Raw genomic sequence first — 18,847 nt, 5'->3', positions numbered from 1 at the left:
CCGAGCCCAGTTGGACCTGCGTCCAACTGAACCGATTTCGGTCTAGGGTCGCGCCGGCGCCTCCGGCGCGCGGGGGGCGACGCGCCAGACGGTGTTGGACAGGTCGTCCGCGACCAGCAGGATGCGCCGCTCCGGATCGAACAGCACGCCCACGGGGCGGCCGCGCGCCTGCCCGTCGTCCGTCAGGAATCCGGTCAGGAAATCGACCGGGTCGCCGTTCGGGCGGCCGGCCGAGAAGGGGACCCACGTCACCTTGTAGCCGGACAGATTCCGGCGGTTCCAGCTGCCATGCTCGCCGATGAAGGCGCCCTCGGCGAAGCGGCCGCCGAAGCCGCCGTCCCTTGCGAACGACAGGCCGAGCGCGGCGACGTGCGAGCCCAGGGCGTAGTCCGGCGTGATCGCGCGGGCGACCAGATCGGGTCTCCGGGGCCGGACGCGCGGGTCGACGTTCCGGCCCCAGTAGCTGTAGGGCCAGCCGTAGAAGCCGCCTTCGCGCACCGTGGTCAGGTAGTCGGGCGAGGCCTGCGGTCCGATCTCGTCGCGTTCGTTGACCACCGCCCACAGGGCGCTGGTCTGAGGCTCGATGGCCAGGGCGGTGGGATTGCGCAGCCCGCGCGCCACCGTGCGGTGGGCGCCCGTCGTCGGATCGACGGCCCAGACCACCGCGCGCTCCTCCTCAGCCGCCATGCCGCGCTCGCCCACATTGCTGTTCGAGCCGATGCCGACATAGAGCGTCAGCCCGTCGGCCGAGCGGGTCATGGCTTTAGTCCAGTGGTGATTGATCTCGGCGGGAAGCTTCGTGACCTCCTCGGCCGCCGCCGTGATGCGGGTCTGGCCGTCCTGGTACGGAAAGCGGACCACCGCGTCCTGATTGGCGACGTAGACATAGCCGTCGATGAAGGCGAGGCCGTAGGGCGCGTTCAGATTGTCGATGAAGACGGTGCGCACCTCCGGCCGACCGTCGTTGTTCGCGTCACGCAGCAGGGTGATGCGGTCCCCGCTCTCGACCTGGGTGGTCCCCCGCTTCTTGATCAGCCCGGCCAGAACGTCCTTGGGGCGGAGCGCGGGCGCATTCCCGCCGCGCCCCTCGGCGATCAGGATGTCGCCGTTGGGCAGCACCAGCATCTGGCGGGGGATCCGAAGATCCGTGGCCATGGCCGTGACGGTGAAGCCCTCCGGCGCGACGGGGGTCTGGTCGCCCCAGCCCGCCGGCCGGGCGATGTTCATCGACGGGACCAGACTTTCCCGGATGTCGGGGATGGTCGGGTTCGGCCCGGTCTCCACCAGCCTTTCCTCGCCGCCGCAGCCGGCAAGCATCAGGACCGCGCAGGCCGCCGGGATCATCGCCGCGCGGATCATCGGCCCGGCTCCCGCGCGCCGGGCGCCCAGAAGGCCAGAACCCCGGCGACGAGGGCCAGGAGCGCCGACAGGATGGACAGCATCAGGCCGAAGGCCTCGACCGAGCTCCAAGCGTCCTGGCTGTGCTTGAAGGCGTTGATCAGGCCGATCACGAACAGCAGAAGCAGCACGGCGGCGTAGACCAGACGCGCCCGACGCTCGGCTCCGCGCCAGCCTGCCGCCGCGGCGAGAAGCGCCCACGCCAGCGTCAGGCCGGTGAACAGCAGGCCGCCCGCGATCAGCCAGGACGAGAAGTTCGTCCACTGCACCTCGGCCGTCCGGAGATAGGCGATGTCCGTGGCGACCGCGCTGGTGAACAGGGCGATCGGAAAGGCGAGCAGGACGGCGTGGGCCGGATGGGGGCCGCGCGCGGTCACCACGTCCCGCAACGAGGCGGTGGCTGTCTGGAAGCTTGGCATGAGGGCCCAATCCGCTGGAGACGGATTGGTTGCCAGGGCGAAGCCTGCCCAGGTCCAGTGCGCACCTTGAGCTCGCCGCCGCTGGACCAGGCCCGACGCGTGGGGTCCTTCATCGGCGCCGTCCCGATGATCGAGACGATGAAATCGACCGGGTCGTTCTATCCCGCTTGCGTCGGCGCGCTTAAGCTGGTCGTGGTCATCCCCGAACTCTCGCTCCGGCCGCCCACGCTCCTGAAATGACCCTCTCGCTCCGCCCCGCAGACCTTTGCCGCTTCGACTGCGCGGCCCTGGGGGAGGTCATGCTCCGTCTTGACCCGGGCGAGGGCCGGATCCGTACGGCCCGGTCCTTCGAGGTCTGGGAGGGCGGCGGCGAGTACAATGTGGCGCGCGGGCTGAGGAAGACGTTCGGACGTCGCACAACCGTGGTCACGGCCCTGCCCCGGACTGAACTCGGGGCGCTCGCCGAAGACCTGATCCTGGCCGGCGGCGTCGATATCTCGAACATCCTGTGGCGCGAGGCGGACCCCATCGGCCGAGACGCGCGCATGGGACTGAACTTCACCGAGCGCGGCTTCGGCGTGCGCGGGGCGCTGGGCGTCTCGGACCGGGCGCGCTCGGCCGCCGCGCAGCTGGCGCCCGGGGAGGTCGACTGGGACCGGCTGTTCGACGAGGTCGGGGTCCGCTGGCTCCACACCGGCGGCATCTTCGCGGCCCTGTCGGAAGAGACGGCCGCGACGACCCTGGAGGCCGTCCGCGCCGCCAAACGACACGGCGTGGTCGTCAGTTATGACCTCAACTATCGCCACAGCCTGTGGGCCGCCCACCCGGATCCCGACGCCGGGCGTCGGGTCAACCGCGAGATCGCGGGCCTCGTCGACGTCCTGATCGGCGACGAGTACGCCTACGCCTCCTGCCTGGGACTGGACGCCGGCCCGGCGCGGACCCACCCGGCGGACCCGGCGCCCTTCGACGCCCTGGTGAAGCGGTTGACGGGTGAGCTTCCGAACATCTCAATCTTCGCGGCCACGATGCGCGATCCCCTGTCGGCCTCGCGAAACCGTTGGGGCGCGGTGGCGTGGAGCGACGGCGAGCGGGCCGAGGTCGAGGCGCGCGAGATCGACATCCTGGACCGCGTCGGCGGCGGCGACGGTTTCGCCGCGGGCCTGATCGAGGGCCTGATTGCGGGCTGGGACATCCATGCCGCCGTCCGTCTGGGCTGGGCCCACGGCGCGCTGGCCATGACCACGCCCGGCGACAACGCCATGACCACGGCCGCCGAGGTCCGCGCCCTCGCCGACGGCGGCTCGGCGGCGGCGATCCGCTGAACTCAGAACGGGAAGAAGACGGGGATCGCCAGGCCCGCCGCCACCCAGCTGATCAGGTTCAGCGGCACGCCGATCCTGAGGAAGTCCATGTAGGTGTAGCCGCCGGTCTCGTAGACCAGCACGTTCGTCTGATAGCCGAAGGGCGTGGCGAAGGCGGCGCTGGCCGCCATCATGATCGCGACCAGGAAGGGGCGGGGGTCGACCCCCAAACTCTCCGCCAAGGCCACCGCGATCGGCGTCAGCAGCACCGCCACCGCGGCGTTCGACAGGATCTCCGTGGCGAACAGGGTCACGCCGTAGAGGATGATCAGGGCCCCCAGCGGCCCCAGCGGCCGGATCACCTCGATCAGCGCCGAGGCTCCGGACTCCGCCAGCCCCGTCAGCTCGATCGACAGGCCCACAACCACCATGCCGGCGATCAGCAGAAGCACCTCCGGCCTCAGGCCCGCATAGGCCTCGTCCGGGGTGATGACCCCCACCAGGATCAACAGGACCGCGCCCGCGAAGGCGGCCGCCGCGATCGGCGCCCAGCCCATGGCGGCGGCGGTCACCACGGCGATGAACACCCCGACCGAGACCAGCGCCTTTCGCCGATCGAGCGGCTTGTCGACCTTGAACAGCTTCAGGTCGCCCAGAAGACCGTCTCCGGTCTGGACCCGGTTCGGCGTGGGGTGGGCGTCCTCGCTCGCCCGCGCCAGAAGTCGCCCGCCGAAGACGTAGAGATAAATCCCGCCGAACACGGCGATCACCAGCCCGACCGGGGTGATCTCGAACATGCCGAACACCGGCTGGCCCGCGCTTCTGGCCATGTCGTTGACCAGCAGGTTGGTCGAGGTGCCGATCAGGGTGCAGGCGCCGCCCATGATCGTGACGTAGGACAGCGGTATCAGGAACCGCTTCGGGTCCAGGTTCAGCGAGCTCGCCACATCCTTCACCACCGGCGCGGCCAGCACCACGATCGGGGTGTTGTTGAGGAACGCCGAGGCCCCGCCCGACAGGCCGATGACAAGCCACAGCCCCGCCGCGCCGATGCGCGCGCACAGCCGAGCTCCCATGCGGATCAGCAGGCCCAGAAACCCCGACAACTCGATGGCGTAGGCCAGGACGAAGAGGGATGCGAGGGCCACGATGGCCGGCGAGGCGAAGGCCTCCTGCACCTCCACCGGGCGCACCACGCCGGTCACCAGCAGCACGGCGGCGCCGGTCAGGGCCACGACGTCGGAGCGCAGCCGCCCCTGGATCAGCCCGAAGACCACCGCCGTGAGAACGCCAAGCGCAGCCATTTGCTCGAAAGTCATGCCCGATAGTCCGCGCGCCCGCGTCTTCGTCAACCGGTTCACACGAGGGCGCCACGTGTTAGGCTGGCGCATGCTCGCCTCACGGACCTCCGCCACGGCCGCTGTCGCCCTCGTTTCCACGCTCTCGCTCGCCGCCTGCGACCGGACGCCCGAAACCCCGCCCGAGCCCGAGCCCGTACCGGTCGAAACGCCGGAGCCGGCGCCCGCGCCGATCGTCCAGATCGCCCCAATGTCGCGCGCCGACCTCATTCGGGCCTTCGACCAGGCGGCGTCCGACTTCGCCGAGGGCCGGACCGAGGCCCCTTCCCCGCGCCTGGCCGGGCGACAGTTCACCCTGGTTCAGGCCTTCGGCTGCGGCGCGCCCGCCAGCGCGGCGTCGGCGCCTGGGCTGCCCGGCGTCACCCGCGCGGCCGACGGCGCCCTGACCCTGGCCCTCACCCCGGCCGATTGGGCCGAGACCGCGTTGATCCGTCAGGCGGCTCCGGACGCGGAGGCGGTGGAAGGCGTCTGGCTGACCCGGCCCTGGCTGCGGACGCCGGCCTGCCCGTCCGTGCGCCCCGATCCGCTGGCTCCGGCCGGCGCCAGTCCCCAGACCTACGGCCTGGCGGTGGTGTTTCCCGAGGGCGGATCGCGGGTGAACCGGCGCGAGGGCCGGGCCTACTCCCACGTCATCCGCGCCGAGGACGAGGACGCCGCGGCCCCGACCATCCCGGCGGCGGGTTATCGGCTGGTGGTGGCGGGCCGCCTGGCGAGCTTCGCCGACGGCCGGGCCATTCGCTGCTCGGCCTCGGGCCCCGACCAGCGGCCGACGTGCGTGGCGGCGGTGGAGATCGATCGCGTCGCCTTCACCGACGCCGCCGGCGCCACCCTCAGCGAGTGGCGGAGCTGACCGGCTCGACCGGCGGCGGCGCCATCAGCATCGCCACCCGGCTGACGGCCTCGGCCAGCGCCTGACGCTCGCCTTCGGGCAGGGCGCGGAAAGCCGCCATGAATCCCGGCTGAAGAAGGTCCGGCGCGGCCGCCAGCGCCTCTTCACCCGCCGCCGTCAGCCGCGCGTGCACGACCCGGCGGTCCTTCGTCGAGCGATAGCGCGCGATCAGCGCCTTGGCCTCCAGCTTGTCCAGCACCGCCACCACCGTGGGCGCCGACATCGCCGCCTCGCGCGAGATCTGCTGGGTCGTGACCTCGCCCAGGGTGCGGATCGCCTGCAGCACGATCAGCTGCGGCAGGGTCAGCCCGGTCAGCCGGGCGATCTCGCGTGAGCGCACGTCGATCGCCTGGGCGACCCGGCGCAGCGAGCGCAGCAGCGTCACCGAGGGATCGATCTGCACGGGCGTCCGTTCAGTTTCGGCGTGTTTTTCCACGGCGGCGGGCGAACCAGGCGCGACCATTCGGGTTGTAATCCTTAGTGTGCAAACTATTTGTGCACGCAACTTCCACAACACAAGGATGGCCTATGTGCGGCTTGAGCGGCGAGATCAATTTCGACGGCCGCGCGGCGGACGCCGGCGCGCTGCAACGTATGACGGATGCGCTCTCGCCGCGGGGACCTGACGGATCGGGCGTGGTGCTGCGCGGCCCCGTGGGCCTGGGTCACCGCCGCCTCAAGATCATCGACCTGTCGGAAAAGGCGCAGCAGCCCATGGTCGACGCCGACCTGGGTCTGACGGTCGCCTTCAACGGCTGCATCTACAACTATCCGGAGCTGCGCGAGGAGCTTCAGGCGCTCGGCCACCGCTTCTTCTCGCACGGCGACACCGAGGTGATCCTGAAGGCCTGGGCCCAGTGGGGCGACCGCTGCGTCGACCGCTTCATGGGCATGTTCGTTTTCGTCATCCACGAGCGCGACACCGGCCGCGTCGTGATCGCGCGCGACCGCTTCGGCATCAAGCCGCTCTACATGGCCGCGCAGGGCAAGCGGCTGCGCTTCGCCTCCAGCCTGCCGGCGCTGGTGAAGGCCGGCGACGTCGACACCTCGATCGATCCGATCGCGCTTCACCACTACATGAGCTTCCACGCCGTCGTGCCGCCGCCGCGCACGATCCTGAAGGGCGTGACCAAGTTCCCGCCGGCGACAATCCGCGTCTATGAGCCCGACGGTGCGTTCAAGGACCGGCTGTACTGGTCGCCGCCGCATGCGCGGGGGCCGGGCGATGCGCAGACCTCCTTCGAGGACTGGCGCGACCAGGTGCTGGACAGCCTGCGCATAGCGGTGAAGCGGCGCATGGTGGCCGACGTGCCGGTGGGCGTGCTCCTGTCCGGCGGCGTCGACTCCAGCCTGATCGTCGGCCTGCTGGCCGAACTGGGCCAGCACGAGCTGATGACCTTCTCCGTCGGCTTCGAGGCGGCCAACGGCGAGAAGGGGGACGAGTTCGTCTATTCGGACCTGATCGCCAAGCACTACGGCACGCGGCACCACCAGATCTTCGTGCCCCACGACAGGCTGATGGAGGCCCTGCCCGGGACCATCGCGGCCATGTCCGAGCCGATGGTCTCCTATGACAACGTCGGCTTCTACCTGCTCAGCCAGGAAGTCTCGAAGCACATCAAGGTGGTGCAGTCCGGCCAGGGCGCCGACGAGGTGTTCGCCGGCTATCACTGGTACCCGCCCATGCAGGGCGCGAACGACGCGACCGAGACCTATTCGAAGGCTTTCTTCGACCGCTCGCACGCCACCCTGGCGACCCAGCTGAACCCCCGCTGGCTGGCCGACCACGACGCCAGCCGTGCGCTGGTCGAGGCCCATTTCGCCCGCCCCGGCGCCGAGACGCCGGTCGACAAGGCGCTGCGTCTCGACAGTCAGGTGATGCTGGTCGATGACCCGGTGAAGCGGGTCGACAACATGACCATGGCCTGGGGTCTGGAGGCCCGTGTGCCGTTCCTGGACCACGAGCTGGTCGAGTTGGCCGCCCGCATCCCGCCCGAGCACAAGCTGGCCCACGGCGGCAAGGGCGTGCTGAAGGAGGCGGCCCGCAAGGTCATCCCCGCCGAGGTCATCGACCGGCCCAAGGGCTACTTCCCCGTGCCGGCGCTGAAGCACATCGAGGGCCCTTACCTGGAGATGGCGCGCGACGCCCTGACCAGCCGGGCGGCCAAGGAGCGCGGCCTGTTCCAGGACGCTTGGCTGGACCGGCTGTTCGCCGACCCGAAGGCCCACATCACCCCCTTGCGCGGGTCGGAGCTTTGGCAGGTCGCGCTTCTCGAGATGTGGCTGCAGACCCATGGCCTCTGACGTCCGCCTCGGCCGGTCCAAGGCCCACCGCCTGAAACGCCTGCGCCACGAGGGGCTGAAGCCCGTCTTCGGCGGCGCCCCGAGGGTGGAGAACGCCACGCTCGACTGCGGCTGGGGGCGGCTGCTGTTCGCCCAGACCTTCCCCAAGGCCGAGCCCTTGATCGACGCCTTGCGCGCCGAGGGACCGGACCGGCGCGACATCGCCTTCTACGTCCGCAACCCGCACGTGCTTCTGGCGGGCGCGCCGCAGGAGGTGTTCCTCGATCCGTCCCACACCTTCCGGCTGGACCTCGCGACCTATCGCGCCAGCCGGCGCCAGCCGCGCGGCTTCCTGGTGCGGCGTCTGGTGTCGGAGGCCGACGCCCAGGCCATCAACGAGATCTACGCCAAGCGGCGCATGGTGCAGGCGCCGCCGGACTTCGTCTGGACCCACCGCGACGACCGCAGCCTCGTCTATCTGGTGGCCGAGGACTCAGCGACCGGCCGCATCATCGGGACCGTCACCGGCGTGAACCACGGCCGCGCCTTCGAGGACCCGGAACAGGGCTCCTCGCTCTGGTGTCTCGCCGTCGACCCCCAGGCCACCCAGCCGGGCGTCGGCGAAGCCCTGGTCCGGCGCCTGGCCGAACACTTCAAGACCCACGGGCTGGCGTTCATGGACCTGTCGGTCATGCACGACAACGACCAGGCCATCGCGCTCTATGAAAAGCTCGGCTTCCGGCGGGTCAGCTTCTTCGCGGTCAAGCGCAAGAACCCGATCAACGAGGCGCTGTTCGTCGGTCCGGCCGACGACGCAGGCCTGAACCCCTATGCCCGCATCATCGTCGACGAGGCGCGCCGGCGCGGCATCCACACCGAGATCATCGACGCCGAGGGCGGCCTGTTCCGCCTAAGCTGGGGCGGCCGTTCGATCCGCTGCCGCGAGAGCCTGTCGGAGCTGACCTCGGCCGTGGCCCTTTCGATCTGCGACGACAAGCGCATGACCCGCCGCATGGTCGAGGCGGCGGGCGTGGCCGTGCCCGAGCGCATCGACCCGGAGGACGAGGGGGCGCTGAAGGCCGCGCTCGACCGCCACGGCGCCCTGGTGGTCAAGCCCGCGCGCGGGGAGCAGGGCAAGGGCGTCTTCGTCGGCCTCACCACGCTCGAGGCCGTCGCCGACGCCATCGACGCCGCCCGCGCCCTGTGCCCCGAGGTGCTGGTCGAACAGCAGGTGAAGGGCGACGACCTGCGTCTGGTCGTCATCGACTTCAAGGTGGTCGCGGCCGCGCTGCGTCGTCCGCCCCGCGTGATCGGCGACGGCCGCTCCACGCTCCGCGCCCTGATCGAGCACCAGAGCCGCCGCCGCGCCGCCGCGACCGGCGGCGAATCCCGCATCCCCGTCGACGCCGAGACCGAACGCACCCTCGCCGAGGCGGGCTACACGCTGGACGACGTCGCGCCCGAGGGCGAGGAGATCCAGGTCAGGAAGGCCGCCAACCTGCACCTCGGCGGCACCATCCACGACGTGACGGACGAAGTTCATCCCGCCCTGATCCGCGCCGCCGTCGCCGCCGCCCGCGCCATCGACATCTCCGTCACCGGCATCGACCTGATGGTCAGGCACCCGCGGGAGCCCGACTACGCCTTCATCGAGGCCAACGAGCGCCCAGGCCTCGCCAACCACGAGCCGCAGCCCACGGCCGAGCGCTTCATCGACCTGTTGTTTCCCCTGTCCATACCCACCTCGGCCCGCGCCGCCGTCCAGAACCGCGACACCTGACGAGACATATGCCGCTGCCCCCGATCGACCCCGACTACCTGACCGACCAGCTGAAGGCGCTGCTCGCGATCGCCAGTCCCACCGGCTACACCGACGAGGCCGTCTGGAGCCTGTGCCGGGAGCTGAACGCGCTCGGCGTGGACTATGAGCTGACCCGTCGGGGCGCCATCCGTGCACGGATCAAAGGAGAGACCCAGGGCTCCGCCCGCGCGCTCGTGGCCCACGTCGACACCCTCGGCGCCCAGGTCAAGCGCATCAAGCAAACCGGGCGACTTGAGCTCGTGCCCATCGGCCACTGGTCGTCCCGCTTCGCCGAGGGCGCCCGCGTCACCGTCTTCGGCGAGGAGACGCGGGTGCGCGGCACCATCCTGCCTCTCAAGGCGTCCGGCCACACCTTCAACGAGGAGGTGGACGCCCAGCCCGTCGCCTGGACCCAGGTCGAGCTGCGCCTGGACGCCCCCGTCTTCAGCCGCGACGACGTGCTCAAGCTCGGCCTCGACGTCGGCGACATCGTCGCGATCGACCCCCAGCCGGAGTTCATCGACAACGGCTTCATCGTCTCGCGCCACCTGGACGACAAGGCGGGCGTCGCCAGCCTGATGGCCGCGCTCAAGGCGCTGAAGACCCATGAGGTCAACGGCCGCCCGCCGGTCGATCTCTATTTCCTCATCACCATCGCCGAGGAAGTGGGCCTGGGCGCCTCGTCGGTGCTCGTGCCCGACGTCGCCTCGATGGTGACCATCGACAACGGCACGACCGCGCCCGGCCAGAACTCGTCGGAGTTCGGCGTCACCCTGGCCATGGCCGACCAGACGGGTCCCTTCGACTGGCACCTGACGAACAAGCTCGCGCGGCTGGCGCGCGAGCAAGACATCCCGTTCCAGAAGGACGTGTTCCGCTACTACCGCTCCGACTCCGCCTCGGCGCTGGAAGCCGGAGCGGACATCCGCACGGCCCTGATCACCTTCGGCGTCGACGCCAGCCACGGCTATGAGCGCGTTCACCTCGACGCCCTGGTCTCGGTGGCCCGTCTCGCCGTCGCCTACGCCCTCAGCCCGGTCGAGATCGAACGGGACCGCGAACCCGTCTCCGGCCCCGAGGGCTTCACTCACCAGCCCCTGGACGACAGCGGCCCCGAGTGACCATCCCGCCCGACCGGCCGGCGGCCGCGGGAACGGTCCTCCGCGCCGATCAGGCGACCGGCGGAAGCGTTAGCGTGTCCCCGGCTCACGCCGCCCACCGTGGAGGCGGTCAGCTCGTTCAGGGCGTTGAAGCCGTGGATCGCGCCGCGCCGCTGACGGCCGCCCCGCAATCCGGCCCCCGTCATGGACATGGGTCCCGCCGGCCGTGCCGGTCGTAGCGTAGAGCCGGCTCAGCGGATCATGGGCGAGAGTGATTGGTCGCCCGGCCGAGAGCGGACCCGACCCCCTCCCGAGCCGGGAGCTCCGCTGAGGGGACGGGACTGGCGGAGAGAAGATAGATGGCGCGCCCGGAACGATTCGAACGTCCGACCCTCAGATTCGTAGTCTGATGCTCTATCCAGCTGAGCTACGGGCGCGCACTGGCCTTGACGGCGAGGGCGGGTGCATAGCGGAGGGCGGCGGCGGGGGCAAGCCCCGAAAGCGGCGCGCTCGGCGTCATTGCGGAAGCAGGCCCGCGGGGGCCTCGCCGCCCGGCGGGATGGACGCCCAGGTTATGGCGATGACCCAGAACCGCCGACCGTCGTCATAAAGGTGGATGGCGTTGACGCCGCGATCGAACGGTTCGCCGTCCTCGGTCGCGCGGCTCTCGTAGCCGGACAGCAGCGCCACCACCGGGCCGATCCGCTCGCCGCGCCGCCCGGTCTCGGTCTCGAAGAAGCCCCGCTCGGTCAGGACCGGCCCATTGCGGGCGATATAGTCCTCCACCGTCATCGTCCGCGCGCGCGCCACGCCGTCCGGACCTCGTCCCGTGCCGGTGAGGACGGCCCCGGGGCGGAACAGGGAGCGGAAGCGATCCCAGTCCCGAACCTCGCCCGCCGGACCGGAGATGACGTCGTAGAGCGCCGCGATGATGGCGTCCTCGGAGCCGACGTCCGCGGGCGCCGCCTGTGGGGCCTCCGCGACGGGCGTCTGGGCCCGGGCGCCGCCGGGGGCGGCGGCGACGGCGGCGAGGCACAAGACGGCGAGGCATGGGGTCACGAGGCAGGGGGCCGCGAGAAGAGCGGACGGACGGCGAGCGCGCATGACATCTCCCTGGACGGTCCGCACAGCTTGTCGCGTCCCGGACCTTTCGTCGAGCGGCGCCAGCGTCCACATTGCCGGGTCCCGGTCCCTATTGCCGGGTCCCGGTCCCTCCCCCAAGGTCGATCCATGTCGAAGTTCGCCTCCGTGCGCCGCTGGGCGGCGCTCCCGTCGCTGATGATGACGCTGGCCCTGGCGGGCTGCGCCGCCCTCGGCATGACCGGCTCGGGCGGCGCCGTCCCGAGCCAGGCGGCGGCCCCCGCGCCGACGCCCGTGGCGCGGGGGCCGCTGGTCGCCGCCGCCAATCCCCTGGCGGTGGAGGCCGGGATGGAGGTGCTGCGTCGCGGAGGTTCGGCGGTCGACGCCGCCGTCGCGATCCAGGCGGTGCTGGGCCTGGTCGAGCCGCAGTCCTCGGGCCTCGGCGGCGGCGCCTTCATGATGCATTACGACGCCTCCACCGGAGAGGTGACCGCCTATGACGGGCGCGAGACCGCGCCGGCCGCCGCGTCCGCCGAACTGTTCTTCGAGGACGGGCGCCCGCTGGACTTCGCCGCCGCCGTGCTGTCGGGCCGGTCCACCGGCGCGCCGGGCGCCGTGCCGATGCTGGCGCTGGCGCAGGGCGAGCACGGCGAGCTGCCCTGGTCCGAGCTGTTCGGCGCGGCGGAACGGCTGGCCGAGGAGGGTTTCGTCGTCAGCCCGCGCCTGGCCGGCATGATCGCCGGCCGTTTCCCGCAGACGTCGACGCCGGACGCCCGCGCCTATTTCACCAAGGCCGACGGCGAGCGGCATCAGGCGGGCGACGTGCTCAGGAACCCCGCCTACGCCGAGACGGTGCGGCGCATCGCCGAGGGCGGCTCTGAAGCCTTCCAGACCGGGGCCATAGCCGAAGCCGTGGTGGCGGCGGTGCGGCGGGAGCCTCGCCCCGGCGCGCTGACGCTTGAGGACCTGGCCGCCTACGAGCCGATCGAGCGCGGGGCGCTGTGCCGGCCCTACCGGATCTATGTCGTGTGCGTGCCGCCGCCGCCGTCCAGCGGCGTGGCGGTGCTGCAGCTGCTGGCCATGGCGGAGCGGACCCCCGCGGTGCTGGAGGGGCCCGATGACGCGGACGCCTGGGTCGCCTTCGCCCAGCTGCAACGGCTGATGTACGCCGACCGCGACCGCTACGTCGGCGACCCGGCCTTCGTCGGCGTGCCCGTGCAGGGACTTCTGGACGAGGACTATGTGGCCGAGCGCGCGGCCCTGGCGCCCGGCCTGACCGGCGCCGCGGAGCCGGGCGCGCCGCCCGGCGGCCGCTTCACCGCGCCGGACGCCACCGCCGAGCCCGGCGGCACCTCGCACTTCGTGGTCGTGGACGCCGAGGGGAACGCGGTCAGCATGACCACCACGGTGGAGAGCATCTTCGGCTCCGGGCGTATGGCGGCGGGCTTCTTCCTGAACAACCAGCTGACCGACTTTTCGCGCAACGGCGAGGGCGCTAACGCGCCGGCGCCCGGCAAGCGGCCCCGCTCCTCGATGTCGCCGGTCCTGGTGCTGGACCGCGAGGGCCGCTTCATCGGCGCCTTCGGCTCGCCGGGCGGACCGTCGATCCTGGCCTACAACGCCAAGGCCCTGATCGCGGTTCTGGACTGGGGTCTGCCGGTCCAGACGGCGTTCGACCTGCCCAATCTGGTGGCGCGGGGCGACGGCTTCGGCGCGGACACCGAGCGCTTCTCGCCGGAGCTGCGCGAGGCGCTGGCGGCGCGCGGAGTCGCACTGGCCCCGAACGCGTCGGAGACCTCGGGCCTGCACGGCGCGATCTGGCGGAACGGGAGATGGGACGCCGGCGCCGACGACCGCCGCGAGGGCGTCGTGGCGACGCGATAGCTCAGTCCGGCAGACGCAGCTCGAAGGTCGCGCCCGGCCCGTCGGCGTCGAGCAGCCTGAGCTCCCCGCCGTGGGCCTCGGCCAGCTCGCGGGCGATGGCCAGGCCCAGGCCGGTGCCGTCCTTGGCGCCGGTGACGAACGGCTGGAACAGACGCTCGCGCAGGCGCGGCGGGATTCCCGGCCCGTCGTCGGCGAGGGTGACGACGCAGGTCTCCCCCTCCCTGCGGACCGAAACCTCCACCCGCCCGCGCCCGTCGCGCTCCGGGTCGTTCAGGATCGCCTGGCGGGCGTTGCGCATCAGGTTGACCAGGATGCGGTGCAGCTGGTCGGGGTCGGCCTGGACGGCAGCCCTGGCGGGGATGGTCGTGGCCAGCCGCACGCCGGCGGGGTCGAGATCGGCGTCCTCGCCCGCCGCCAGCACGGCGGCCTTGAGCGGCACACGACGCCGCTCCGGAGCCGGCTCCTCGCTCTTGCCGTAGTCCAGCACATTGGTCGCCAGCGTCGAGGCGCGGCTGAGCGCCCGCTCCAGCCGCGGCAGGGCGCGCGCCACCTGGGGATCGGCCGACGACGCCAGCCGGTCCGACGCCATCTGGGCCGAGGTCAGCATGTTCCTGAGGTCATGGTTGATCCGCGCCACCGCCTCGCCCAGCGCCACCAGCCTCTGGCGCGACTGCAGCGACTGTCGCACCTCGGTCTGCATGCGGGCGAGCTCGCGCTCCACCCGGCCGATCGCGTCCGCCCGGTCGCTGGGCGGTTCGGTGGGGCCGTGCGGATCCTCGGCGAAGCGCTCGATCGAGCGGGTCACCCGGCCCAGCGGGCGCAGCACCAGCATGGCGAGGGCGGCGTAGAGCAGACCGCCCGCCGCCGCGGAGATGACCAGCGAGAGCAGCAAGGTGTTCAGAAGATAGGTCCGCAGCTCCGCCTTCAGCGGTTCGGCCGAGGCCACGATCTCTATGTAGTCGCCCGAGCGGTAGCGAGGCGCCGCCCGCACGCGGATCGATCGGTCGGGATGGCCGACGAGGGTGCGCCAGGGGTCCAGCAGGCGCGCGCCGACACCCTGATTCCTCAGGTCGATGAAGTCCGGCGTGCGGGGCAGCTGCGGCGCCTGCAGCAGCAGGCGCAGCACGCCCTGGTCGCTGACCGCGACCGCCTGCACGCCGCCGATGGCCAGAAGCTGTTCGGCGGTCTCGGGCTCCACGGCGGAGTACGGCAGGGCCTCCACCCCGACCGAGGCCAGCTCAGCCGACTGGATGCGGTCGCGCAGCCAACGCTCGTGGAACGAGGCGGCGCTGGGCGCCAGGATCAGGATCTCCACCGCCGCGGTGAAGGCCACCGTCAGCATCAGCAGGCGCGTGGCGAGAAGGTCTGGCCCCTTCGCCGGCCGGGCCCCAGCGAGCCACGCGCGGAGCCGCGCCACGCCGTCACGGGCCCTTTCGACCGGACTCATGTCGACGACCGCCGGACCAGCGCCCGCTGGCCCCAGCGCATCAGGAAGGGCAGCACGACGGCCAGCACGAACACCCCCGCCATAGGGGCCCAGAACTGGTTGAAGAGCGCCTGCACGTCGGGCGTCGGATCGCTCTGCAACAACTCATCCAGCCGCGAACCGATCCAGCAGTAGATGATGTGCGCCGGCAGCAGGCCGATCACCGTGGCGAGGAGATAGGGCGGCAGCCTGACCGCCATGACGCCGGCCGCCACATTGATCATGTGGAACGGTACGACCACCGCCAGCCGGCTGGCCAGCACGTACCAGAAGGTGTCCCGGTCGATCGCCTCGCAGACCCTGGCGAGCAGACCCTGGTCGCGCGCCGCCCTGGCCCTGAGCGCCTCCCCCAGGGCGGTGCGCGCGACGCCGTAAACGGCCAGAGCGCCCAGCGTCGCCGCGATGGACGTGACGACGCCGCCCACCCAGGGGCCGAACAGATACCCCGCCGTGATCGTGACGAAGAAGACCCCCGGTACGACGCTGGCGGTCAGCAGCGCGAACACCGCCGCCAGGATCAGCAGCGCCAGCAGGGAGTTGGCCTGGGCGAAGGCCTGCAACGCCTCGCCGTGCCGCTGCAGCGTCTCCAGCGACAGATAACGGTTGAGGCCGGTCGCGAAGACGAGCACGAGGCCCCCCAGGACGAGGATCAGCGGCCAGACGCGCTTTAGTCGGTCCATTCTCGCTCCAGCGGCGGCTCCGCCCTTGACGGCGCGGGCCCTCGCCCGTATAGGCCCGCCCTTCCTGAGCGCCGGACCCGTCCGTCGCCTTAACGCCTAGCCAATCGGAGCCGACCGTGAAGCGGACCTATCAGCCGTCGCGACTCGTGCGCAAGCGCCGTCACGGCTTCCGCGCGCGCATGGCCACCAAGAACGGCCAGAAGATCGTCGCGCGTCGCCGCGCCAAGGGCCGTAAGAAGCTCACGGCCTGACGCCGTCTTCGCCTGCCCCTCGCGGGGAGGACAATGACGGACCCTGTCGATATTCAACGCCTGAAACGGCGGCCCCAGTTCCTGGCGGCCGCCAAAGGCCGTTCCGAGGCCCGGGGCGCGGTGGTCGTCCAGCGTCTGGAGCGCGGCGACGGCTCAGGCCACGTCGGCGCGGGCTTCACCGCCACGAGGAAGATCGGCGGGGCGGTGGTGCGGAACCGCGCCAAACGCCGCCTGCGCGAAGCCGCCAGGGCGCTGCTGCCGAGGCTGGGGCAGCCGGGCAGCGACTATGTCTTCGTGGCGCGCATGGGCACGGCGGATCGGCCGTGGGCGCGCTTGCTTGACGATGTCGCCTCGGCCCTTACAAGGCTCGCGACCCCCAGGGACCCGGCCTCTACGCCGCGCCGTCCCGACCCGGCCAGGACACCCGACGCCCCATGAACAAGAAGAACAACCGCAACACGATCTTCTTCGTGGTGATCACGGCGGCGATCCTGATCCTGTATCAGATTTTCTATCTCGGTCCCCAGGCGGAGCTTCGTCAAGCGGCCGAGGCCGAGCGCGCCAACCAGGCGGTGGCGGCGGGGCTGGCCAATCCCGAGGACGCCCCGGTCCAGGGCCGCGCCCCGATCGAGGACCGCACCGAGGCCCTGGCCGCGTCCGAACGCGTGCCGATCCAGACGCCGACGCTGAGCGGCTCGCTCTCGCTCCTCGGCGGCCGGATCGACGATCTTTTCCTGACCAACTACCGCCAGACGCTGGACCCGGACTCCCCGCCGGTCGAGCTGTTCCGGCCGCAGGGCATGGAGCACGCCTACTTCGCCCAGTTCGGCTGGACGGCCGAGAACATCCCCGGCGGCGTGCCCGGCCCGAACACCGTCTGGCGGCTGACCTCGGGCCAGCGCCTGACGCCGCAAACGCCGATCACCCTGACCTGGGACAACGGGGCGGGCCTGCGCTTCACCCGCGTGATCAGCGTGGACGACCAGTACGTCTTCACGGTCGCGGACACCGTGGCCAATCTGTCTGGCCAGGCCATCACGCTCGCCCCCTACGGCATGGTCGAGCGGGACGGCATCCCGGAGGACCTGGGACGGCAGTTCATCCTGCACGAGGGCGCGATCGGCACCTTCGTGGACGGCGGCGCCACCACGCGCCAGATCAAGTACGGCGACTGGGCCAAGCGCCCGCGCGAGGAATTCGAGTCCACAGGCGGCTGGCTCGGCATCACCGACAAATACTGGCTGGCGGCGGTGCTGCCGGAACAGTCCGAACAGGTCACCGGCCTGCTCACCGTGCGGGGCGAGGGCGCGGAGGCGATCTACCGCGCCCGCATGCAGGCCGAGGCCGTCACCATCAACCCCGGCCGCCAGATCACCGAGACCCAGCGCCTGTTCGCCGGGGCCAAGCGCGAGGAGATCCTCGCCGGCTATGAGGACGCGCTGGGCCTGCCGCGCTTCGTCTACGCCATCGACTGGGGGATGTTCTGGTTCCTGACCCGGCCGATCTTCCTGACGACGGAATTCTTCTTCGGCATCCTGGGCAACTTCGGCCTGGCGATCCTGGCCCTGACCGTGGTGGTCAAGCTGATCATGTTCCCGTTGGCCAACAAGGCCTACGAGAGCATGTCCAAGATGCGGACCCTCTCGCCCAAGCTCGAGGAGATCAAGAAGAAGCACGGGGCCGACCCGCAGAAGCAGCAGCAGGAGATGATGGCGCTGTATCAGCGGGAGAAGATCAATCCGCTGGCGGGCTGCCTGCCCATCCTGGTGCAGATCCCGGTCTTCTACGCCCTCTACAAGGTGCTGTTCGTCACCATCGAGATGCGGCACGCGCCCTTCTTCGGCTGGATCCAGGACCTGTCGGCGCGCGATCCGTCCAACATCTGGAACCTGTTCGGCCTGATCCCCTGGGATCCTGACTCCGCGCCGATCATCGGCGGCCTGATCGGCAGCGACGCGACCGGCGGCTTCACGCTGGGTCTGTCGGTGCTGGCGATCGTCTACGGCCTGACCATGTGGCTGCAGCAGGCGATGAACCCGCCGGCGCCCGATCCGGTGCAGCGCCAGATCTTCGCCTTCATGCCGATCCTGTTCACCTTCATCATGGCCCCGTTCGCGGCCGGCCTGCTGATCTACTGGACCTGGAACAACGTCCTCTCGATCCTGCAGCAGTACATCATCATGCACCGCTTCAAGGCCGAGAACCCGATCGACACCTTCATCGAGCGCCTCAAGGCCCGCGGCGCCAAGGCGTGAGCGAGGTCGACCCCGAGCATCTGGAGGCCGCCCGCGTCCTGTTCGCGCGCCAGGCGACCTTCATGCTCGGCTGCGCCAAGATCGAGCAGTTGCCCGAGCCGGACCTGCCGGAGATCGCCTTCGCGGGCCGGTCGAACGTCGGCAAGTCCAGCCTGATCAACGCGCTGGTCGGGATGAAGGGGCTGGCGCGCGCGTCCAACGAGCCGGGCCGCACGCGCGAGGTCAACTTCTTCGACCTCGACGGCAAGCTCCGGCTGGTCGACCTGCCGGGCTACGGCTGGGCCAAGGCGTCCAAGGGCGAGGTCAAGCGCTTCCAGAACCTGGGCCGCGACTACCTGCGCGGCCGGGTCACGCTGAAGCGGGTCTATCTGCTGATCGACGCCCGCCACGGGCTGAAGGCGGTGGATACGGAGGCCCTGGACGCGCTCGATCTCGCGGCCGTGTCCTACCAGATCGTCCTGACCAAGGCGGACAAGCTCAAGAAGGGCGAGGGCGAGCGCATGCGCGAGGCGACGCTGAAGGCCGTCTCCAAACGCCCGGCGGCCTTTCCCGAGGTCGCCCTGACGTCGTCGGAGGACGGCGACGGCATTCCCGAACTGCGTGCCGCGATCATGACCGCCACGGGCGTCGAGCCCTGACGGCCTGAAGGCGTGACAGGG

The 18,847-nt window shown here is 71.0% G+C and carries 18 protein-coding genes and 1 tRNA gene; 11 read left to right on the top strand and 8 right to left on the bottom strand.

Annotated elements, in window-relative coordinates:
- Window positions 1-42 precede the first annotated feature (42 nt).
- Together ACFFGE_RS08700 and ACFFGE_RS08695 are read right to left on the bottom strand one after the other, a co-directional pair.
- Window positions 43-1,344: a PQQ-dependent sugar dehydrogenase gene (locus tag ACFFGE_RS08700; protein ID WP_446680617.1), complete on the bottom strand. Its 1,302-nt coding sequence runs from the start codon at window positions 1,342-1,344 to the stop codon at window positions 43-45.
- An 11-nt stretch (window positions 1,345-1,355) separates the two neighbouring features.
- A complete protein-coding gene (locus ACFFGE_RS08695; protein ID WP_376835920.1) occupies window positions 1,356-1,817 on the bottom strand; it encodes a DUF2231 domain-containing protein in 462 nt (153 codons plus the stop codon).
- A 66-nt stretch (window positions 1,818-1,883) separates the two neighbouring features.
- Here ACFFGE_RS08695 and ACFFGE_RS08690 point away from each other — a divergent pair, with 66 nt between their 5' ends.
- Window positions 1,884-2,057 (top strand): hypothetical protein, encoded by a 174-nt coding sequence (locus tag ACFFGE_RS08690; RefSeq protein ID WP_376835919.1) that lies wholly within the window; start codon window positions 1,884-1,886, stop codon window positions 2,055-2,057.
- A gap of 59 nt (window positions 2,058-2,116) precedes the next feature.
- Complete coding sequence (locus tag ACFFGE_RS08685; RefSeq protein ID WP_376835918.1) at window positions 2,117-3,142, top strand: sugar kinase; 1,026 nt, start codon at window positions 2,117-2,119, stop codon at window positions 3,140-3,142.
- Window positions 3,143-3,144: 2 nt separating this feature from the next.
- Here ACFFGE_RS08685 and ACFFGE_RS08680 read toward each other — a convergent pair whose 3' ends face one another.
- A complete protein-coding gene (locus ACFFGE_RS08680; protein WP_376835917.1) occupies window positions 3,145-4,440 on the bottom strand; it encodes an SLC13 family permease in 1,296 nt (431 codons plus the stop codon).
- Window positions 4,441-4,510: 70 nt separating this feature from the next.
- Between ACFFGE_RS08680 and ACFFGE_RS08675 the strand changes: the two genes are divergently transcribed.
- Complete coding sequence (locus tag ACFFGE_RS08675; protein ID WP_376835916.1) at window positions 4,511-5,329, top strand: hypothetical protein; 819 nt, start codon at window positions 4,511-4,513, stop codon at window positions 5,327-5,329.
- Here ACFFGE_RS08675 and ACFFGE_RS08670 read toward each other — a convergent pair.
- Window positions 5,310-5,771 (bottom strand): MarR family winged helix-turn-helix transcriptional regulator, encoded by a 462-nt coding sequence (locus ACFFGE_RS08670; RefSeq protein WP_376835915.1) that lies wholly within the window; start codon window positions 5,769-5,771, stop codon window positions 5,310-5,312. The genes ACFFGE_RS08675 and ACFFGE_RS08670 overlap by 20 nt on opposite strands.
- Before the next feature lie 125 nt (window positions 5,772-5,896).
- Here ACFFGE_RS08670 and ACFFGE_RS08665 point away from each other — a divergent pair, with 125 nt between their 5' ends.
- Genes ACFFGE_RS08665 through ACFFGE_RS08655 form a run of 3 tightly spaced genes read left to right on the top strand, consistent with a single transcriptional unit; the run spans window position 5,897 to window position 10,573 of the window.
- Window positions 5,897-7,672 carry an N-acetylglutaminylglutamine amidotransferase gene (locus ACFFGE_RS08665; RefSeq protein WP_376835914.1) on the top strand — a complete coding sequence of 592 codons (1,776 nt, stop codon included), beginning with the start codon at window positions 5,897-5,899 and terminating at the stop codon, window positions 7,670-7,672.
- Window positions 7,662-9,431 carry an N-acetylglutaminylglutamine synthetase gene (gene ngg / locus ACFFGE_RS08660; protein ID WP_376835913.1) on the top strand — a complete coding sequence of 590 codons (1,770 nt, stop codon included), beginning with the start codon at window positions 7,662-7,664 and terminating at the stop codon, window positions 9,429-9,431. The genes ACFFGE_RS08665 and ngg overlap by 11 nt, the downstream gene beginning before the upstream one ends.
- Before the next feature lie 8 nt (window positions 9,432-9,439).
- Complete coding sequence (locus tag ACFFGE_RS08655) at window positions 9,440-10,573, top strand: osmoprotectant NAGGN system M42 family peptidase (protein ID WP_376835912.1); 1,134 nt, start codon at window positions 9,440-9,442, stop codon at window positions 10,571-10,573.
- Window positions 10,574-10,912: 339 nt separating this feature from the next.
- On the opposite strand, the gene ACFFGE_RS08650 is transcribed toward ACFFGE_RS08655, so the two are convergent.
- Window positions 10,913-10,989, bottom strand: a tRNA-Arg gene (locus ACFFGE_RS08650).
- A 79-nt stretch (window positions 10,990-11,068) separates the two neighbouring features.
- Entirely contained in the window at window positions 11,069-11,590 is a 522-nt protein-coding gene (locus tag ACFFGE_RS08645) for a hypothetical protein (RefSeq protein ID WP_376835911.1), read from the bottom strand.
- A gap of 192 nt (window positions 11,591-11,782) precedes the next feature.
- On the opposite strand from ACFFGE_RS08645, the gene ACFFGE_RS08640 reads away from it, so the two are divergent.
- Window positions 11,783-13,516 (top strand): gamma-glutamyltransferase family protein, encoded by a 1,734-nt coding sequence (locus ACFFGE_RS08640; protein WP_376835910.1) that lies wholly within the window; start codon window positions 11,783-11,785, stop codon window positions 13,514-13,516.
- Between the two features lies 1 nt (window position 13,517).
- On the opposite strand, the gene ACFFGE_RS08635 is transcribed toward ACFFGE_RS08640, so the two are convergent.
- Together ACFFGE_RS08635 and ACFFGE_RS08630 are read right to left on the bottom strand one after the other, a co-directional pair.
- Window positions 13,518-14,963, bottom strand: a complete 1,446-nt coding sequence (locus ACFFGE_RS08635) for a sensor histidine kinase (RefSeq protein ID WP_376835909.1) — start codon at window positions 14,961-14,963, stop codon at window positions 13,518-13,520.
- Complete coding sequence (locus ACFFGE_RS08630; RefSeq protein ID WP_376835908.1) at window positions 14,960-15,682, bottom strand: TVP38/TMEM64 family protein; 723 nt, start codon at window positions 15,680-15,682, stop codon at window positions 14,960-14,962. The genes ACFFGE_RS08635 and ACFFGE_RS08630 overlap by 4 nt, the downstream gene beginning before the upstream one ends.
- Before the next feature lie 116 nt (window positions 15,683-15,798).
- Between ACFFGE_RS08630 and rpmH the strand changes: the two genes are divergently transcribed.
- The 4 genes from rpmH to yihA are packed head-to-tail and all read left to right on the top strand — an operon-like array spanning window position 15,799 to window position 18,826.
- Window positions 15,799-15,933 (top strand): 50S ribosomal protein L34, encoded by a 135-nt coding sequence (rpmH, locus tag ACFFGE_RS08625; RefSeq protein ID WP_122465063.1) that lies wholly within the window; start codon window positions 15,799-15,801, stop codon window positions 15,931-15,933.
- Between the two features lie 33 nt (window positions 15,934-15,966).
- Window positions 15,967-16,371: a ribonuclease P protein component gene (gene rnpA, locus ACFFGE_RS08620; protein WP_376835907.1), complete on the top strand. Its 405-nt coding sequence runs from the start codon at window positions 15,967-15,969 to the stop codon at window positions 16,369-16,371.
- A complete protein-coding gene (gene yidC, locus ACFFGE_RS08615; RefSeq protein WP_376835906.1) occupies window positions 16,368-18,188 on the top strand; it encodes a membrane protein insertase YidC in 1,821 nt (606 codons plus the stop codon). The genes rnpA and yidC overlap by 4 nt, the downstream gene beginning before the upstream one ends.
- A complete protein-coding gene (gene yihA / locus ACFFGE_RS08610) occupies window positions 18,185-18,826 on the top strand; it encodes a ribosome biogenesis GTP-binding protein YihA/YsxC (RefSeq protein WP_376835905.1) in 642 nt (213 codons plus the stop codon). The genes yidC and yihA overlap by 4 nt, the downstream gene beginning before the upstream one ends.
- The last annotated feature ends 21 nt before the right edge of the window (window positions 18,827-18,847 follow it).

This window comes from Brevundimonas balnearis (assembly GCF_042434805.1).
Lineage (GTDB): Bacteria > Pseudomonadota > Alphaproteobacteria > Caulobacterales > Caulobacteraceae > Brevundimonas > Brevundimonas balnearis.
This window is presented reverse-complemented; position numbering and strand designations above follow the sequence as displayed.

What these genes read in the sequence shown, in the direction of transcription:
- ACFFGE_RS08665 (WP_376835914.1), top strand. Translation starts at nt 5,897, where the DNA reads ATGTGCGGCTTGAGCGGCGAGATCAATTTCGACGGCCGCGCGGCGGAC.
- ngg (WP_376835913.1), top strand. Translation starts at nt 7,662, where the DNA reads ATGGCCTCTGACGTCCGCCTCGGCCGGTCCAAGGCCCACCGCCTGAAA.
- ACFFGE_RS08695 (WP_376835920.1), bottom strand. Translation starts at nt 1,817, where the DNA reads ATGCCAAGCTTCCAGACAGCCACCGCCTCGTTGCGGGACGTGGTGACC.
- rnpA (WP_376835907.1), top strand. Translation starts at nt 15,967, where the DNA reads ATGACGGACCCTGTCGATATTCAACGCCTGAAACGGCGGCCCCAGTTC.
- ACFFGE_RS08685 (WP_376835918.1), top strand. Translation starts at nt 2,117, where the DNA reads ATGCTCCGTCTTGACCCGGGCGAGGGCCGGATCCGTACGGCCCGGTCC.
- ACFFGE_RS08655 (WP_376835912.1), top strand. Translation starts at nt 9,440, where the DNA reads ATGCCGCTGCCCCCGATCGACCCCGACTACCTGACCGACCAGCTGAAG.
- ACFFGE_RS08640 (WP_376835910.1), top strand. Translation starts at nt 11,783, where the DNA reads ATGTCGAAGTTCGCCTCCGTGCGCCGCTGGGCGGCGCTCCCGTCGCTG.
- ACFFGE_RS08675 (WP_376835916.1), top strand. Translation starts at nt 4,511, where the DNA reads ATGCTCGCCTCACGGACCTCCGCCACGGCCGCTGTCGCCCTCGTTTCC.
- ACFFGE_RS08700 (WP_446680617.1), bottom strand. Translation starts at nt 1,344, where the DNA reads ATGATCCCGGCGGCCTGCGCGGTCCTGATGCTTGCCGGCTGCGGCGGC.
- ACFFGE_RS08630 (WP_376835908.1), bottom strand. Translation starts at nt 15,682, where the DNA reads ATGGACCGACTAAAGCGCGTCTGGCCGCTGATCCTCGTCCTGGGGGGC.
- yidC (WP_376835906.1), top strand. Translation starts at nt 16,368, where the DNA reads ATGAACAAGAAGAACAACCGCAACACGATCTTCTTCGTGGTGATCACG.
- ACFFGE_RS08680 (WP_376835917.1), bottom strand. Translation starts at nt 4,440, where the DNA reads ATGACTTTCGAGCAAATGGCTGCGCTTGGCGTTCTCACGGCGGTGGTC.
- ACFFGE_RS08635 (WP_376835909.1), bottom strand. Translation starts at nt 14,963, where the DNA reads ATGAGTCCGGTCGAAAGGGCCCGTGACGGCGTGGCGCGGCTCCGCGCG.